11 protein-coding genes, 2 rRNA genes and 1 pseudogene (1 of these 14 only partly in view) are annotated in these 15,735 nt (G+C 58.6%); 8 read left to right on the forward strand and 6 right to left on the reverse strand.

Annotated elements, in window-relative coordinates; all coding sequences use genetic code 11:
* From AC0R79_RS12665 to AC0R79_RS12685, 5 genes and pseudogenes are all read left to right on the forward strand, one after another.
* Positions 1-1,762, forward strand: a 23S ribosomal RNA gene (locus AC0R79_RS12665) (it extends 1,129 nt beyond the left edge of the window).
* A 157-nt stretch (positions 1,763-1,919) separates the two neighbouring features.
* A 5S ribosomal RNA gene (rrf, locus tag AC0R79_RS12670) occupies positions 1,920-2,035 on the forward strand.
* Between the two features lie 124 nt (positions 2,036-2,159).
* On the forward strand, positions 2,160-2,615 hold the full coding sequence (locus tag AC0R79_RS12675; RefSeq protein ID WP_474734643.1) for a VOC family protein: 456 nt from the start codon (positions 2,160-2,162) through the stop codon (positions 2,613-2,615).
* A 79-nt stretch (positions 2,616-2,694) separates the two neighbouring features.
* Positions 2,695-4,239, forward strand: coding sequence for a methyltransferase regulatory domain-containing protein (locus AC0R79_RS12680; protein ID WP_127797733.1), 1,545 nt, complete (start codon positions 2,695-2,697; stop codon positions 4,237-4,239).
* Between the two features lie 293 nt (positions 4,240-4,532).
* Positions 4,533-5,143 (forward strand): annotated as a pseudogene (locus AC0R79_RS12685) (PDC sensor domain-containing protein); the annotation flags it as partial.
* A gap of 93 nt (positions 5,144-5,236) precedes the next feature.
* Here AC0R79_RS12685 and AC0R79_RS12690 read toward each other — a convergent pair.
* Both AC0R79_RS12690 and AC0R79_RS12695 read right to left on the reverse strand, forming a co-directional pair.
* Positions 5,237-6,361 (reverse strand): alkene reductase, encoded by a 1,125-nt coding sequence (locus AC0R79_RS12690; RefSeq protein WP_474734645.1) that lies wholly within the window; start codon positions 6,359-6,361, stop codon positions 5,237-5,239.
* Between the two features lie 118 nt (positions 6,362-6,479).
* Positions 6,480-7,157 carry a type 1 glutamine amidotransferase domain-containing protein gene (locus AC0R79_RS12695; RefSeq protein WP_375746800.1) on the reverse strand — a complete coding sequence of 226 codons (678 nt, stop codon included), beginning with the start codon at positions 7,155-7,157 and terminating at the stop codon, positions 6,480-6,482.
* Positions 7,158-7,366: 209 nt separating this feature from the next.
* On the opposite strand from AC0R79_RS12695, the gene AC0R79_RS12700 reads away from it, so the two are divergent.
* Both AC0R79_RS12700 and AC0R79_RS12705 read left to right on the forward strand, forming a co-directional pair.
* On the forward strand, positions 7,367-7,951 hold the full coding sequence (locus AC0R79_RS12700; RefSeq protein ID WP_127797736.1) for a TetR/AcrR family transcriptional regulator: 585 nt from the start codon (positions 7,367-7,369) through the stop codon (positions 7,949-7,951).
* A 145-nt stretch (positions 7,952-8,096) separates the two neighbouring features.
* Entirely contained in the window at positions 8,097-10,223 is a 2,127-nt protein-coding gene (locus AC0R79_RS12705) for a TonB-dependent siderophore receptor (protein WP_474734647.1), read from the forward strand.
* A 56-nt stretch (positions 10,224-10,279) separates the two neighbouring features.
* On the opposite strand, the gene AC0R79_RS12710 is transcribed toward AC0R79_RS12705, so the two are convergent.
* The 4 genes from AC0R79_RS12710 to AC0R79_RS12725 form a co-directional block, all read right to left on the reverse strand.
* Positions 10,280-11,236 (reverse strand): 2-hydroxyacid dehydrogenase, encoded by a 957-nt coding sequence (locus AC0R79_RS12710; RefSeq protein ID WP_474734648.1) that lies wholly within the window; start codon positions 11,234-11,236, stop codon positions 10,280-10,282.
* A 32-nt stretch (positions 11,237-11,268) separates the two neighbouring features.
* Positions 11,269-12,033 (reverse strand): SDR family oxidoreductase, encoded by a 765-nt coding sequence (locus AC0R79_RS12715; protein ID WP_085605058.1) that lies wholly within the window; start codon positions 12,031-12,033, stop codon positions 11,269-11,271.
* Between the two features lie 39 nt (positions 12,034-12,072).
* Positions 12,073-12,765: a fumarylacetoacetate hydrolase family protein gene (locus tag AC0R79_RS12720; RefSeq protein WP_474734650.1), complete on the reverse strand. Its 693-nt coding sequence runs from the start codon at positions 12,763-12,765 to the stop codon at positions 12,073-12,075.
* A 99-nt stretch (positions 12,766-12,864) separates the two neighbouring features.
* Positions 12,865-14,214, reverse strand: a complete 1,350-nt coding sequence (locus AC0R79_RS12725; protein WP_127797740.1) for an MFS transporter — start codon at positions 14,212-14,214, stop codon at positions 12,865-12,867.
* A 585-nt stretch (positions 14,215-14,799) separates the two neighbouring features.
* Between AC0R79_RS12725 and AC0R79_RS12730 the strand changes: the two genes are divergently transcribed.
* Positions 14,800-15,732 (forward strand): helix-turn-helix transcriptional regulator, encoded by a 933-nt coding sequence (locus tag AC0R79_RS12730; protein WP_127797741.1) that lies wholly within the window; start codon positions 14,800-14,802, stop codon positions 15,730-15,732.
* Positions 15,733-15,735 lie beyond the last annotated feature (3 nt).

Below are 15,735 nucleotides of genomic sequence, written 5' to 3' on the forward strand. Positions count from 1 at the left end.
GCTCAAACCATACACCGAAGCTACGGGTATCACGTAAGTGATGCGGTAGAGGAGCGTTCTGTAAGCCTGTGAAGGTGAGTTGAGAAGCTTGCTGGAGGTATCAGAAGTGCGAATGCTGACATGAGTAACGACAATGGGTGTGAAAAACACCCACGCCGAAAGACCAAGGTTTCCTGCGCAACGTTAATCGACGCAGGGTTAGTCGGTCCCTAAGGCGAGGCTGAAAAGCGTAGTCGATGGAAAACAGGTTAATATTCCTGTACTTCTGGTTATTGCGATGGAGGGACGGAGAAGGCTAGGCCAGCTTGGCGTTGGTTGTCCAAGTTTAAGGTGGTAGGCTGAGATCTTAGGTAAATCCGGGATCTTAAGGCCGAGAGCTGATGACGAGTTGCCTTTAGGCGACGAAGTGGTTGATGCCATGCTTCCAAGAAAAGCTTCTAAGCTTCAGATAACCAGGAACCGTACCCCAAACCGACACAGGTGGTTGGGTAGAGAATACCAAGGCGCTTGAGAGAACTCGGGTGAAGGAACTAGGCAAAATGGCACCGTAACTTCGGGAGAAGGTGCGCCGGTGAGGGTGAAGCACTTGCTGCGTAAGCCCACGCCGGTCGAAGATACCAGGCCGCTGCGACTGTTTATTAAAAACACAGCACTCTGCAAACACGAAAGTGGACGTATAGGGTGTGACGCCTGCCCGGTGCCGGAAGGTTAATTGATGGGGTTAGCTAACGCGAAGCTCTTGATCGAAGCCCCGGTAAACGGCGGCCGTAACTATAACGGTCCTAAGGTAGCGAAATTCCTTGTCGGGTAAGTTCCGACCTGCACGAATGGCGTAACGATGGCGGCGCTGTCTCCACCCGAGACTCAGTGAAATTGAAATCGCTGTGAAGATGCAGTGTATCCGCGGCTAGACGGAAAGACCCCGTGAACCTTTACTATAGCTTTGCACTGGACTTTGAATTTGCTTGTGTAGGATAGGTGGGAGGCTTTGAAGCGTGGACGCCAGTTCGCGTGGAGCCATCCTTGAAATACCACCCTGGCAACTTTGAGGTTCTAACTCAGGTCCGTTATCCGGATCGAGGACAGTGTATGGTGGGTAGTTTGACTGGGGCGGTCTCCTCCTAAAGAGTAACGGAGGAGTACGAAGGTGCGCTCAGACCGGTCGGAAATCGGTCGTAGAGTATAAAGGCAAAAGCGCGCTTGACTGCGAGACAGACACGTCGAGCAGGTACGAAAGTAGGTCTTAGTGATCCGGTGGTTCTGTATGGAAGGGCCATCGCTCAACGGATAAAAGGTACTCCGGGGATAACAGGCTGATACCGCCCAAGAGTTCATATCGACGGCGGTGTTTGGCACCTCGATGTCGGCTCATCACATCCTGGGGCTGAAGCCGGTCCCAAGGGTATGGCTGTTCGCCATTTAAAGTGGTACGCGAGCTGGGTTTAGAACGTCGTGAGACAGTTCGGTCCCTATCTGCCGTGGACGTTTGAGATTTGAGAGGGGCTGCTCCTAGTACGAGAGGACCGGAGTGGACGAACCTCTGGTGTTCCGGTTGTCACGCCAGTGGCATTGCCGGGTAGCTATGTTCGGGAAAGATAACCGCTGAAAGCATCTAAGCGGGAAACTTGCCTCAAGATGAGATCTCACTGGAACCTTGAGTTCCCTGAAGGGCCGTCGAAGACTACGACGTTGATAGGTTGGGTGTGTAAGCGCTGTGAGGCGTTGAGCTAACCAATACTAATTGCCCGTGAGGCTTGACCATATAACACCCAAGCAATCTGTAGACTCGAAAGAGACCAGATTGCGGTGTGTGAAGACGAAAATGAACCGAAAGTTCGACGCTCACAAAACACCGAAAGCTGTCACATACCCAATTTGCTGAAGCGAGGCCATCCGGTCACGACTCAGTACCCGAATTTCTTGACGACCATAGAGCGTTGGAACCACCTGATCCCATCCCGAACTCAGAAGTGAAACGATGCATCGCCGATGGTAGTGTGGGGTTTCCCCATGTGAGAGTAGGTCATCGTCAAGATTAAATTCCGAAACCCCAATTGCGAAAGCAGTTGGGGTTTTGTTTTGCCCGCAGGAAAGTTTTTGCTCGCGTCAGAGAGCCCGTTGATGTTTACCATGAGCCTCCGTTCGGCAGGAGGCAGGCCATGCAACTCAAGTTCAGTCACGTCGATGTACTCGTCAACAACCTCGAAGAGGCCTGTGCGTATTACGCGAAGATTTTAAAGGCGAGAATCTCCAGGACGCTGGTGTGGGAGCGGGGCGGCCTGCATGTGCGTTATGCGATTGCGTTGATCGGGCAGGAGCGTTTCATGCTGGTTCAGCCATTGGCCGGGAATCTGCGGGAGCTTCTGAATAGCGCGGGCGAGGGCATGATCTACCGTCACTGCTATTCGACTCCCGATATCGAAAAAGCCTACGACGAGCTGGTCTCTGAAGGCGTACAGCCCGAAGATGAAAACGGTAAACCGCTGGCCCGCGAATACCTGCAATCGCAGGCAGGGGCGCGCATCATCTGGCTGCCCAAACGCTTTGGCCACTTCTCGATCGAAATCCTCGAAGAAAAAACGCTGGAGGCGTTTATCGAGGAGGCGTTTGCCTGACGTTTTTCCTCTTGTGATACGCCTCGACTACCCCGTATAAGAGCGACTTTCATTTCCGATATCAGAGTAGGGTGCACGCATGAGCAATGCCTGGAACGAGGGATATTTCACGGACGAAGGTTACACCTACGGGTACAGCCGGGAAATCAATCCGGTTTTCCAGCGTTATTGTCTGCTGTTGCGCGGTTTCGCCACGCTGGAGAGTACCGACGGTTACCACTGTGAGCTGGGCTTCGGTCAGGGCGTTTCGATCAACATCCATGCCGCGGGCAATCCGGGCTCCTATGTCGGTACCGACTTTCACCCGGGCCAGGCGTCCCATGCCATCGCTCTGGCCAGAGACTGGGGCAGCGATGCGCGACTGTATGACGACAGCTTCGAGCAGTTGCTGGCCCGCCATGACTTACCTCAGTTCGATAGCATCAGCCTGCATGGCATCTGGACCTGGGTCAGCCGCGACAACCATAAGCTGATCGTGGAATTCGTCCGTCGTCATCTCAAGCCTGGTGGTCTGCTCTACGTCAGCTACAACTGCTTCCCGGGCTGGTCGCCTCAAGCACCCCTGCGCCAACTGTTCAGCCTGCACGACCGTTTCGCCAGTCAGGCTTCTGCGCGTCCTGATCAACGTATCGACGCTGCGCTGCAATTTTCCGAAGCGCTCTTGGCGGCCAACCCCAAATATGCCAACTCCGCACCGGGTCTGGACGCCAAGCTCCAGAGCATCAAGGGTCAGGACCGCCAGTACGTCGCCCATGAGTATTTCAACCGCGACTGGAACTGCATGTATTTCACCGACGTGGTTGATGCCCTGGCACCCGCCAAGCTCGATTACGCCACGACAGCCGTGCCGGTGGACTCCGTCGACCCGCTCAACCTGAGCGCCGAAGGCATGGACTTTCTGGAAGGTATCGAGCATCCCGTCATGCGCGAGCAGGCGCGTGACTACTTTGTGAACCAGAGTTTCCGTCGGGACCTCTATGTGCGTGGCGCCAACAGGCTGTCCGCCTCCGAGCACCGCGAGCGCATGCTCAGCACGCGCTTCGTTCTGTTGCAGGCGGCTGAAAGCGTGCCGGCCAATGTCACCGGTCCGGCAGGCGCAGCCACGTTGCAGGCAGAGATCTATGGCCCGGTGCTTGCGGCACTGGCGGATGACGCCTATGCGCCGAAGACCTTGCGGCACTTGCTGGATCTCGTGCCCTCGTTGACGTACGGCGACGTGGAGCAGGCCCTAAACGTGTTGATCGGCATGGGGGTCGTGGCGCCCTGTCAGAGCGAAGCGAATGAAAAGCTGGTGCAGGCCCGCTGCAATACCCTCAACCTGCAGCTGTGCAAGCGTTCGTTGTATGGCAACAAGATTCAGACCCTGGCGAGCCCGGTGACCGGTGGTGGCGTGACGGTCAGTCGCTTCCAGCAGTTGTTCCTGATATCTATCAAGCAAGGTAAAAAACACCCGGCTGAATGGGCGCAACTGGCATGGGGCATCATCGGCGGCCAGGGCGAAGGTCTCCTCAAGGACGGCAGGGCCCTGACCACCGCGGAAGAAAACCTTGCCGAACTGACCGTGCAGGCCCAAGCGTTTGCCGAGAGTACGCTGGTGATTCTCAAGGCTTTGAAAATCGTCTAGTCGAGACGAGGGACGGCAGGACGTTCTCGCGTTGCCTGCCGTCGTCCGGGGCATTTCGGATTCATGCGCAAAACCAGAATGACAGCACCGCGGCTGACGTGCTGACAAGGACGCGCGGTCGATGTAATGCCCCGGTCAAATAACAGCGTCAACGGAAACCGGACTTTGCATAAGGTACTGATGTGAAGCGTGATACTCACCTTGTAGTGCCCTTGCTGTTGGTTATCGGCTGCTCACTGGCATCGCTCACGATCTGGAAGGTGCTGGGTTCTCGAGATTGAGCACTTGACGAGGTGAACGTCCATGGGTTGAACCTGACGCAGGCACTTGCGACGTATTCCGAAGGCATTGTCCGGCAGAGCTCGCTACTTCTGCTCGGACTCGTCGGGCGCCTGGAAACCGAGGGCAGTGGTCCGGCGCAGATCGAACGGCTCAATACTTCGATCAACAGGCAGCGACCGCTGATGCCGCAGCTGAGTGGCATCACTCTCTACGACAACAAAGGTCATTGGTTGATGTCATCCAACCGGCCGATTCCTGTCGGTGCCAACAGCAGCGACCGTGCCTATTTCACTCACACCGCGATGATCCATCCCGCGAGCCCTTCATCGGCCCGCCCATCCGTAGTCGCTCGAATCAGAAATGGGTGATCACCATCAGCCGGCGTTTCAATGACGCTCGCGGTGAGTTTGCCGGTGTGGTGGCGGTCACCTTGAGAGTGGAAAACTTTCTGCGTCTGTTCGGCCCGCTCGATGTAGGACAGGAGAGCGCCATCGGCTTGTCCTACACCGACGGCCCGCTGCCGGTCCGTTATGCTTTCAGCGAATAGGACATGGGACGCAACTTCTCCAAATCGCCGATCTATGCGAAGTACCTGGTGGATCAATCGGTTTGCACTGCGTCAAAGATGCGCTGACAGGCCTGGCCAATCGGCGATGTTTCGATCAGACCCTGACGATGGAAGCGCGCCGGGCGAAGCGTGACGCAGCAACGAAAGCTACTCTGCGTACACCGGGTAATTCACATAGCCTTCGGCATCACCGCCATACACCGTAGCCGGGTTCAGAGAATTCAGCGGCCAGTCATTGGCGATGCGCGCGGGCAGGTCCGGATTGGCCATGAACGGACGACCGAAAGCCACGAGATCCGCCAGTCCTGATTCCAGCAACCGTGCACCGCTTTCGGCGTTGTAGCGACCCGCGTAAATGATCGCGCCGGCGAAGGTGTCGCGTACCGCTCGACGGAAGGTTTGCGGCATCACTGGCGCGTCGTCCCAGTCGGCTTCGGCGATGGACAGGTAAGCAATGCCGACGTCTTGCAGCACCTTGATCGCTTCGATGTAAGTGGTGTGCGGATCTTCCTCGACCATGCCCAGGTAAGTCCGCGCTTCATCGGTGGTGGTGAACAGGGGGGCGAAGCGCACACCGATTTTTTCCTTGCCGATGCACTCGGCGACCCCGGCGACTACATCGCGCAGAAAACGCAGGCGATTGTGCAACGAACCGCCGTACTGATCGGTGCGCAGGTTGCTGTGGGCGGAGATGAACTGGTTTACCAGATAACCATTGGCGCAGTGCAGTTCGATACCGTCGAAACCGGCGTCCATGGCATTGCGCGCCGCCTGGATGTACAGCTGAACCAGTTCCTGGACTTCCTCGGTGGTCAGCGCTCGAGGCGCGGACGGGGGAGCCAGAGCGCCCACTCCGGGTGCGGTTTCGATGAACACACTGACCCGGTCGGTGGCGATGGCGGAGGCCGAGACCGGTGCGTCGCCATTGGGTTGCAGGGCAGTATGGGATACGCGACCGACATGCCATAGCTGCGCGAAAATCACGCCGTCACTGGCGTGGACAGCCTCGGTGACCTTGCGCCACCCGGCGATTTGCTCAGGTGTATGAATGCCCGGGGTCCAGGCGTATCCCTGCCCACGAGGCTCGATCTGGGTGCCCTCAGTCACCAGCAAACCGGCACCGGCACGTTGCTGGTAATACTCGGCCATCAATTCATTGGCGACATTGCCCGGTTGGGTGCTGCGCTGGCGGGTGAGGGGCGGCAGGACGATGCGGTTTTTCAGAATGTGGCGGCCCAGGGTGACGGGTGTAAAGAAACTTCTGTGGTTCATGGAAATACCTTGATCATGGCCTTATTAGACCAGTCGACTATTAAAGTGGCGAAAAAAGAACACCGTGCAACGCACACACGGTGTCCGGATCAGTTGTTCGAGGATGTAGCGGAAAGCTTCAGCCCAGCAGCTTCAGCAGTTTTTCGGCGACAGCCGCCGAGCTGGCAGGATTCTGGCCGGTGACCAGTTTTCCATCCGTCACGACATGAACTTGCCAATCCGCAACTTTGGAATAGCGACCGCCAAGACGCTGAAACTCGTCTTCGATCAGAAAAGGTACGACATCCGTCAAACCGACGGCCGCCTCTTCGGAATTGGTGAAACCGGTCACTTCGCGATGCTGGATCAGCGGTTTACCGTCCGTATCGACCACATGACGCAGTACCCCCGGTGCGTGGCAGACAAAACCATGGGGCTTGTCGCTGCGCGCGAAGGCTTCGATCAGGGCAATGGAATGCTTGTCTTCGGCCAGGTCCCAGAGCGGGCCATGGCCACCTGGATAAAACACCGCATCGAAATCTTCGGCGCGGACGTCGGCCAGGCGGCCGGTGCTCGCGAGTGCCTGCTGGGCCGCAGGGTCCTGGCGGAAGCGATCGGTTTCAGTCGTCTGAGCGTCGGGCTCGTCGCTCTTCGGATCCAGCGGCGGCTGGCCGCCAGCGGGCGAAACCAGTGTGACATCGGCATCGGCGTCCTTGAAGGCGTAGTAGGGGGCGGCGAACTCTTCGAGCCAGAAGCCGGTTTTCTTGCCGGTGTTGCCGAGTTGATCGTGGGAAGTCAAAACCATCAAGATTTTCATAGAGCACCCTGGGTTGGTCTGGCGGCGTTCATGAGCAAGGGATTCGCACAGGATCGACACCGGGAAAAGGTTTGTCGGGGCGCAGCATAGTTTCCAATTAGACCAGTCGTCTAGTAATTTTTTCTTCGAGGGTTTTTCATGGACAGGTGTGGCAAACTCGCGTTCCTTTGAGATAAACGACTGGTCTATTGCCTGGTAATTCGTGCCCCATGAAACCGACCTACGACGACACCCGCCAACATTTGCTCGACACCGGCCACCGGATGATGGCCGAGAAAGGCTTCACCAGTGTCGGCCTGAACGAGATCCTGCAGACCGCCGGCGTGCCCAAGGGCTCGTTCTATCACTACTTCAAATCCAAGGAACTGTACGGCCAGGCCTTGCTCGAGGATTACTTTGTCGACTATCTGGCCGACATGGAGCGACGCCTGACGCTGCCCGGCCTGAGCGCCCATGAGCGGCTGATGGATTACTGGCAGGGCTGGCAGGATCGCTGCACTCTGGAAGGCCATGGCGACGAATGCCTGGTGGTGAAACTCAGTGCCGAGGTGGCTGACCTTTCCGAAACCATGCGCCTGACCTTGCGTGATGGTGCAGAGCGAGTGGTGGCTCGCATCAGCGAGTGCATCGAACAGGGCCAGGTCGAAAAAAGCCTGCCACAGGGTGATGCCCGACAACTGGCCGAAACGCTGTATCAGCTGTGGCTGGGGGCCAGTTTGCTGAACAAACTGCAACGCACAGGACAGTCGTTGAGTACGTCAATGGCGACCACGAAACGCCTGTTGAGCGTGTGAGAAAGCGATAGACGCAAGAGGTTGAGAGTCAGCTGCACAAACGAATGGGAATGCCTATCAATTGCGCGGCGGGTGGTATACCATCCGCCGCGTTTTGCTGGCAGTTATCCCCTTCGTTCTGGCCTATCCGTAAGGTTTTCCCCTCATGCGTCGAACTCTGCTGTCCATCTGTGTGTTGCAAACGTTGTCTCCCTTTGCGTGGGCCGAGCCATCCGAGTCAACGGTGTCAGCGCTGGAGCTGGAGGCAACCGATGTGGTCGGTACCGCGGATTACGAAAAAGCGGACGGTCCGGTACACGGATATCGCGCGACCCGTTCGGCCAGTGCCACGCGGACCGACACCTCGATCCATGAAACCCCGCAGTCGATCAGTGTCGTCACCAAAGACGCGGTCGAAGACATCGGTGCTACCCGGCTGCAGGACGCACTGGATTACGCGGGCGGCGTAGGGCGAGCCAACAATTTTGGCGGCCAGGGACTGACCACGTTCACCGTGCGCGGATTTACCACCGGCGAGTTCTACCGTAATGGTTTCCCGATCAACCGCGGTTATCCGAACATGCCGGATGCCAACACCATCGAGCGTCTGGAAGTCCTGCGCGGGCCGGCGACCATGCTCTACGGCCGTGGTGATCCGGGCGGTACTTTCAATGTCGTATCCAAACAACCGTTGCCCGAGCGCACGGTCACACTCGGCAGCCAGCTGAATGACCAAGGCATGCGCCGCGGTACCCTGGATGCTTCCGGTCCGCTCGATGAAGAGGGGCGTCTGGCCTATCGCCTGAACGTGGTGGGCGAGGGCGGCGATACCTTCCGCGATCACGTCGAAACCGAACGCTACGGCGTGACCCCCGTGCTGACCTGGCAAGCCAGCGATGACACCCGAGTGATCTTCGAGGGTGACTTCATGCGCAACAACCATCCGCTGGACCGGGGCGCGACGCGTTATCCCCGGCAGATTGGCACCGCCTCCCGCGACACCTTCTTCGGTGAACCGGACGCCGGCAAGTTGCACAACGACAACAACATGGCGCAATTGCGCTTCGAGCATGTGCTCAATGAGGACTGGACGCTCGGCGGTGGCATTCAGTGGCTCGACGGTACCTTGCAGGGCAATGCCATTGAAGCCAACGGCATTGCCGCCGACGGCCGGACTCTGGGACGAAATTTCAACTACCGCAAGCTGGAGTGGACGGACAAGGACACCCAACTCAACCTGACCGGTCACTTCTCCACCGGCGGCCTGCAGCACACATTGCTGACCGGTATCGAATACGAAGATTACGACTACCAGTCGATCATCCAGCGCTCCAGCGGCGCGGTGAGTGCCTATCCGATCGATATCTTCAATCCGGTCTATGGGCAGCCCCGTCCGGCACTGACGCGCACCCCGACCCACGACAAGGAAAATCTCAAGACCTACGCCGCGTTCGTACAGGACCAGGTAGCGCTTACCGATCGGTTGAAAGTGCTGGCCGGCGCACGTTTCGAACGCTTTGAACACGACTACGAAACCTACGTGCCCGGCGGCAAGAGCTGGCAGGCCAGTGACAATGCCGTCACGCCCCGCGTCGGTGTGACCTACGACCTGACTGACACCCTCGCGATTTACGCGGACACCGCGCGTTCCTTCAAGCCCAATACCGGCGCAAGCCGACAGGGCGGCGGCTTTGAACCGGAGAAAGGCAAGTCCTGGGAGATGGGCGTCAAATGGGAAGCGCTGGATCATCAGTTGAGCGTTGACGCGGCGATCTATCAGATTGAAAAGCGCAATGTCCTGACCACTGATCCGGTGGACTCGACTTTCAGCGTGGCTGCCGGGGAAGTGCGCAGCCGGGGATTTGACCTCAATGTCGCCGGTAACCTGACTCCCGAGTGGCGTGTCATCGGGGGTTACGCCTACGTCGATGCCGAGGTGACCAAGGACAACGTGATCCGCTCCGGCACGCGACTGATGAACATCCCGAAAAACAGCTTCAGCCTGCTCAACGTCTATGAGTTCAAGGACGGTGCCCTCAGTGGTCTGGGTCTGGGGACAGGCGTCAAATATGTCGATGAGCGCGCCGGTCAAACGGCGAACACGGCGTTCTCGATGGGGAGCTACACCGTTGTCGACCTGCTCAGCTACTACAAGGTCAATGACAAGGTGCGCCTCAACCTCGACCTGAAGAACCTGTTTGACCGGGACTACGACGAGGGCGCATTCGGTAACGTCTACGCCTATCCGGGGGCACCGAGAACGGTGCAGGTCGGCATTTCCTACACGTTGTAGTCCGATCGGGTCTGAAATCCATCATCAGGGGCAGCGGCCCCCGATGACTGTGAGGCTCAGCCGCTCACACATCCTTGCGGAGTCTTTCCGGCAAAACTGTCCACCAGGCTCGCCACAACCATCTCGCCCATGCGGGTGCGGGTCTGCAGGGTCGCGCTGGCGCGATGCGGTTGCAGCACCACTTGTTCCTGGGCAAACAAGGCTTCAGGCACGTTAGGCTCGTCGACGAAAACATCCATTGCCGCACCCGCGATCTCGCCAGCCGTCAGGGCCGCCACCAGGTCGGTTTCGTTGACCAGTTTTCCTCGGGCGACGTTGATCAGGTAGCCGTCCTTGCCCAGAGCCCGCAGCACGGAGGCATCGATGATGGCCTCGGCCTTGTCGGCGGCTGCCGCGAGAATCAGGGCATCACTGTCGCGGGCCAGTTGCTTGAGGTCGGCGATGAAGGTGTGGCTGACATCGCTCATCGGTTGCAGATCGGTGTAGCTGATCGGACAGCCAAACGCGGCTGCCCGGGTGGCGACCGCTCGGCCGACCCGGCCCATGCCCACGATGCCGATACGCATGCCGGACACTTGCCGCGCCAAAGGCAGCGGTGCCAATGGGGTCGGGCTTTGCGGCCACTGGCCCGAGCGAACGTAACGGTCACTGGTACACAGCCCACGACACACGGCGATCAGCAAACCGATGGCCAGGTCGGCCACGTCTTCGGTCAGTGCGCCGATGGTCGCGGTCACGCGGATTCCGCGATCCCTGGCGTAGGCCAGGTCGACCGCATCGGTGCCGACACCGTTGACCGCCACCACTTCCAGTTTGGGTAATTGCGCCATCAACGCCTGGCTGATACCCGTGTGCCCACCCGTGATGACGCCGCGAATGTTTTCGCCGTGTTCCTGCAAATACGCCGCTTTGTCGGCCTGCTCGAAATAACGCCTGATCGTGAACAGTTCGCCGAGACGCGCATTGATTTGCGGAATCAGGATCGGGCTCAGCTGCAAGACTTCTGGCTTCATGTAAACCTCACTTACGCAATAAAAAAGTCGGCTCAACCGCGGCCGGCAAACGGCATGGCAGTGGCCATGACGGTCATGTTCAGGACGTTGGCCGACAGGGGCAGACCGGCGATGTAGCGCACGGCGTCGGCGACATGCTTGACGTCGACCATCGGCTCCACGGCGATGCTGCCATTGGCCTGGCGCACCCCTTTGGTCATGCGTACCGACATTTCGGTCAAGGCATTGCCGATATCGATCTGGCTGCAGGCGATATTGAATTCCCGACCATCCAGCGCCAGTGATTTGGTCAATCCCAGTACCGCGTGTTTGCTGGCGGTGTACGCGCTGCTGAAAGGACGTGGGGTGTGGGCCGAAATCGAACCGTTATTGATGATGCGGCCACCCTGTGGCTGTTGCCGGCGCATGAGCCCGAACGCGCCACGGGCACAGAGGAAAACGCCATTGAGGTTGGTGTCGATCACGTTTCGCCACTGCTCGAACGTCAGTTCGTCCAGCGGCACGGCAGGGGCATTTACCCCGGCGTTGTTGAAGACCACGTCCAGGCGTCCGTAGACTTCGGCAATGGTTGCAAACAGCTGGTCGACACTGGTGGGGTCGCGTACATCGGTAGGCACCGCCAGGGCTTCGCGTCCTTCGCCGGCCGCCAGATCGACCAAGGCCTGCAGGGGTTCGGGCCGGCGCCCGGCCAGCACCAGGGTGTAACCGTCGGCCAGCAGGCCCAGGGCTACGGAACGGCCGATCCCGCTGCCGGCGCCGGTCACCAGGGCCACTTTCAAGGATTGAGTGTCAGACATTTTGTTGTTCTCCTTTTTTCCAATCACTTAAGGACAGACTCAAGGCCGGGTGCCGACGCGCATTTCGAGTTGGCCAATGCCGTCGATCCCGGCGCTGATGACGTCGCCGGGTTGCAAGACATCGACGCCGGCGGGGCTGCCGGTCATGATCAGGTCGCCGGCCTTGAGTGTTACGGATTGCGAGATGCGGCTGATGACTTCACTCACCGACCAGATCTGGCTGTCGAGACGATCGCGCTGGCGTTCTTCACCGTTCACGCTCAACCATAATTCCCCTTCGAGCCGACCGGCCCGAGTGACCGGCACAATGGCGGTCATCGGTGCGGCGCCGTCAAACACCTTGGCACCTTCCCATGGCAAACCGTCGCGCTTGGCCAGGCGCTGTACGTCACGACGGGTCAGATCCAGCCCGGCGGCGTAGCCCCAGACATAGGCCAGCGCCTGACTCTCGGGAATCTGCGAGCCGCCTTCGCCGATGGCCACGACCAGTTCGATTTCATGGGCGAACTCTTCGGTCAGTGACGGGAAGATCACTTCGCCGGCAGCGTCGACGACACTGCTGGCCGGTTTCATGAAGAACACCGGTGGCTGACGCGGTTGGCCCAGCGTGTCCGGCCACGGGTAGTTGCGGCCGACGCAAAACACGCGTCCGACGGGAAAGCGTTGCTCGCTGCCGACAACCGGCAAGGTCACTGGCAGATCCGGGGTAAAGACGTACTCGGTCATGTTCATCCTGGTGCAAGTCCTGTGTGAAAGGTCAGCGTACGGCGGCAATCGTTGGCGAAGTTGGACGAAAGCCGCCTCCTGTTGGAGAAAACGGTGATTCTTGCTTCAGCGTGTTTTCAACTCGATGCGGTACAGGCGGCCGAGCAGCAATGAATAGGAGAGGGTGCCGATCAGCGCCACGGCGCCGATGAACCAGAACGCCCAGGCGAACGAGCCGGTGGCGTGGACGATAGCGCCAATCACGATCGGGGTGACGATCCCGCCAATGTTGGCGGCCAGGCTGGTAATCCCGCCGGTGAGTCCGATCAGTTCCTTGGGCGCGACCTCCGACACCGCCGCCCACGAAGACGACGCGATGCCTTGCGCGAAGAAGGCAATGGTCAGCACGGCGATGCAGATGACGTTCGAGTCGGTGAAGTTCACCAGCACGATCGACATGCCCAGCATCGATCCGATCACCAGCGGCAGTTTCCGGGCGAAGGACATTGAGTAGCCACGACGGATCAGCAGGTCGGACACGATGCCGGCGAGCAGGATGCCGACCGTTGCGCCCACGAAGGGCATCACGGCAAAGATCCCGGCCTTGATTGTGGTCAGATGGCGTTCTTCGATCAGGTAGGTGGGGAACCAGGTGAGGAAGAAGTACAGCGCCGATGTGCTGGCGAACTTGCCGATACAAATGGCCCAGACCTGGCGATAGCTGAACAGCTCGGCGATCTGCCGCCAGTTGAAACGAGTGCGTTCCTGGCTGCTCTTGACCAGTCCGCCACCGGCCTCGATGTATTTCAACTCTTCTTTGCTGACCTTCTTGCAGTTCAGCGGATCGCGATACAGATACAGCCACAGCACACCGAAGACGATGCCGAGCGCGCCGGTGCTGTAGAAGACATGGCGCCAGTCAAAGGTTGTGGCCAGCCACAGCAAGGCACCGGTAAACAGTGCCGTTCCCAGGTACTGCCCGCAGACGTAAATGCTGCTGGCCAGTCCCCGTTCCCGCGCCGGAAACCATACGGTTACCGCACGGCTGTTGGCCGGAAACGCCGGCGCTTCCATCGCCCCGACGGCCAGGCGCAGGCCGAACAACGAAGCGAAACCCGTGGCGAAGCCTTGAAACACCGTGACGGTCGACCAACTGATCAGTGAAACACCGTAGGTAAAACGCGAACCGAAGCGGTCGGCGATAAACCCGGCCGGCACCAGCGCCAGTGCGTACGTCCAGGCAAAGGCAGAGAAAATCAGCCCCATTTCGATCTTGTCCAGACCCAGGTCCTTGGCCATGAACGGGGCGGCGATCGAGATGTTCACCCGGTCGATGTAATTGATGATCGTCGCAATCAGCAGCAGCGAGAGCATGAACCAGCGTCGCCGCGTCGGCAGTCGCCGGGAAGAGGCGGCGTCTCTGTCGCCGGCAATCAGTGGCGGGGCGGTGGTCGGGGAGGTGTGCGAATTCGACATGAGTGGACCTCGTTATTGTTAGAAGTGTCGAGTTGTTTGCGGACAGCCGACGCCGTTGCCCGCTGTCCGGGGCAAGGCAATCGAAATTGAAACGAATGGCACAAACGGCCAGGGTCAAACGTTCAGGTACGTCTCCCGGCTGGCATCGTCGGTAAAGGCTGGGGAGGGGCGGCGGGGAGCAATAGCGGATTCATGACGTGCGCACCTTCTGTTGTTTTTGAAAGAGGTTGGGCGTGGGAAATACAGTGGTCGTACAACCTCTTGAAATCAATCAAGGTGTTAGATCATTTTTTCCGGAGAAGGCAGCGCCAGATAAACCTGTCCAAAAAAAACCACACAGTGGATTTTTAAGGTGCGCCCTGATTTTATTTCTATCTGTCTGTTTTTAAATGGAAAAAACAATGACTGTCCGGTCTGTTTTTTTGGACAGGCATCATCGGTAATGGAAGTGTAGAAAATCCACTGAGCTTGATGTCATCGTATGACTGCTTGAAGGGCTGGCGCCGAACCTTCAAGATGAGCAATGCCGATTGCTCGGCAACGCCAGGAAAACCTGCCCAAGTACCTGTCGAGGATGTTCAACAAATGACATCACAATGCCGTGTGCCCACCTACGTCATGCAGCAACGCAGCGAGATGATGGACTTCTATATTCGTGACAAAAAAGGTCGCCGCGCCGAGACCAGCCCGCATCGACACGAATACTTCCAGATCCAGATCAACCTCGGCGGCGACACGGTGCAGCACATTGGCAACGCGGTTCGTCCGTTTCCGCGTAACGCACTGGCATTCATCCTGCCGCACCGTGTGCACGTGATCCCGCATCCGGCGGACAGCAATTTCATGGTGATCAACTTTTCCCAGACCTTTCTGTTGCCGCATTTGCAGTGCGACCCGATGGATCTGGAGGAGGTATCGATTCTCCTGGCGCCCGAACTGTCGCCGTTCCGCTTTCAGGAACATCTGGATTTCATTCTGGGGAACGAAGATTTCAATGAGGTCTGTGGCCTGATCGAACAGATGCGCAGCCTGGACGAGAATCGTCAGTTCGGTACACGCGAAGTGCTCAAGGGATTGCTGCTGCAACTGGTGGGCAAGGTGTGCGTCCTGTATGCCGAACCGCTCAAACGCCTGGCGGAAGAAAACGCAGCACAGGCCAGTCGACGGGATGCACTGAGCCGGATGTTCGAGTACCTGCGCAAGAATATTGCCGACCCCGATCTCAATCTGATCAAGGTGGCGGCGGCGACCTACCTGTCACCGACTTACCTCACGCACTGGCTGCGCAAGGAAATCGGCAAGACCTTCACCGAGCTGGTGCTGGAACGCAGAATGCACGCGGCGCGCAATTACCTGCTCAATGGAGCCCGGCCCGTGGGCGAGGTGGCGAGGCTGTGTGGTTTTGCGGATGAAGCTTATTTCTCCCGGCGCTTTCGCCAGATCCACGGCCAGCCACCTGGACAGTTCCGCCGTCGGCAACTGGACCCCGACACCCCGCAGTCACCTGTAGATGCCTGATCG

This window comes from Pseudomonas sp. HD57-3 (assembly GCF_056113135.1).

What these genes read in the sequence shown, in the direction of transcription:
- AC0R79_RS12675 (WP_474734643.1), top strand. Translation starts at nt 2,160, where the DNA reads ATGCAACTCAAGTTCAGTCACGTCGATGTACTCGTCAACAACCTCGAA.
- AC0R79_RS12680 (WP_127797733.1), top strand. Translation starts at nt 2,695, where the DNA reads ATGAGCAATGCCTGGAACGAGGGATATTTCACGGACGAAGGTTACACC.
- AC0R79_RS12690 (WP_474734645.1), bottom strand. Translation starts at nt 6,361, where the DNA reads ATGAACCACAGAAGTTTCTTTACACCCGTCACCCTGGGCCGCCACATT.
- AC0R79_RS12695 (WP_375746800.1), bottom strand. Translation starts at nt 7,157, where the DNA reads ATGAAAATCTTGATGGTTTTGACTTCCCACGATCAACTCGGCAACACC.
- AC0R79_RS12700 (WP_127797736.1), top strand. Translation starts at nt 7,367, where the DNA reads ATGAAACCGACCTACGACGACACCCGCCAACATTTGCTCGACACCGGC.
- AC0R79_RS12705 (WP_474734647.1), top strand. Translation starts at nt 8,097, where the DNA reads ATGCGTCGAACTCTGCTGTCCATCTGTGTGTTGCAAACGTTGTCTCCC.
- AC0R79_RS12710 (WP_474734648.1), bottom strand. Translation starts at nt 11,236, where the DNA reads ATGAAGCCAGAAGTCTTGCAGCTGAGCCCGATCCTGATTCCGCAAATC.
- AC0R79_RS12715 (WP_085605058.1), bottom strand. Translation starts at nt 12,033, where the DNA reads ATGTCTGACACTCAATCCTTGAAAGTGGCCCTGGTGACCGGCGCCGGC.
- AC0R79_RS12720 (WP_474734650.1), bottom strand. Translation starts at nt 12,765, where the DNA reads ATGAACATGACCGAGTACGTCTTTACCCCGGATCTGCCAGTGACCTTG.
- AC0R79_RS12725 (WP_127797740.1), bottom strand. Translation starts at nt 14,214, where the DNA reads ATGTCGAATTCGCACACCTCCCCGACCACCGCCCCGCCACTGATTGCC.
- AC0R79_RS12730 (WP_127797741.1), top strand. Translation starts at nt 14,800, where the DNA reads ATGACATCACAATGCCGTGTGCCCACCTACGTCATGCAGCAACGCAGC.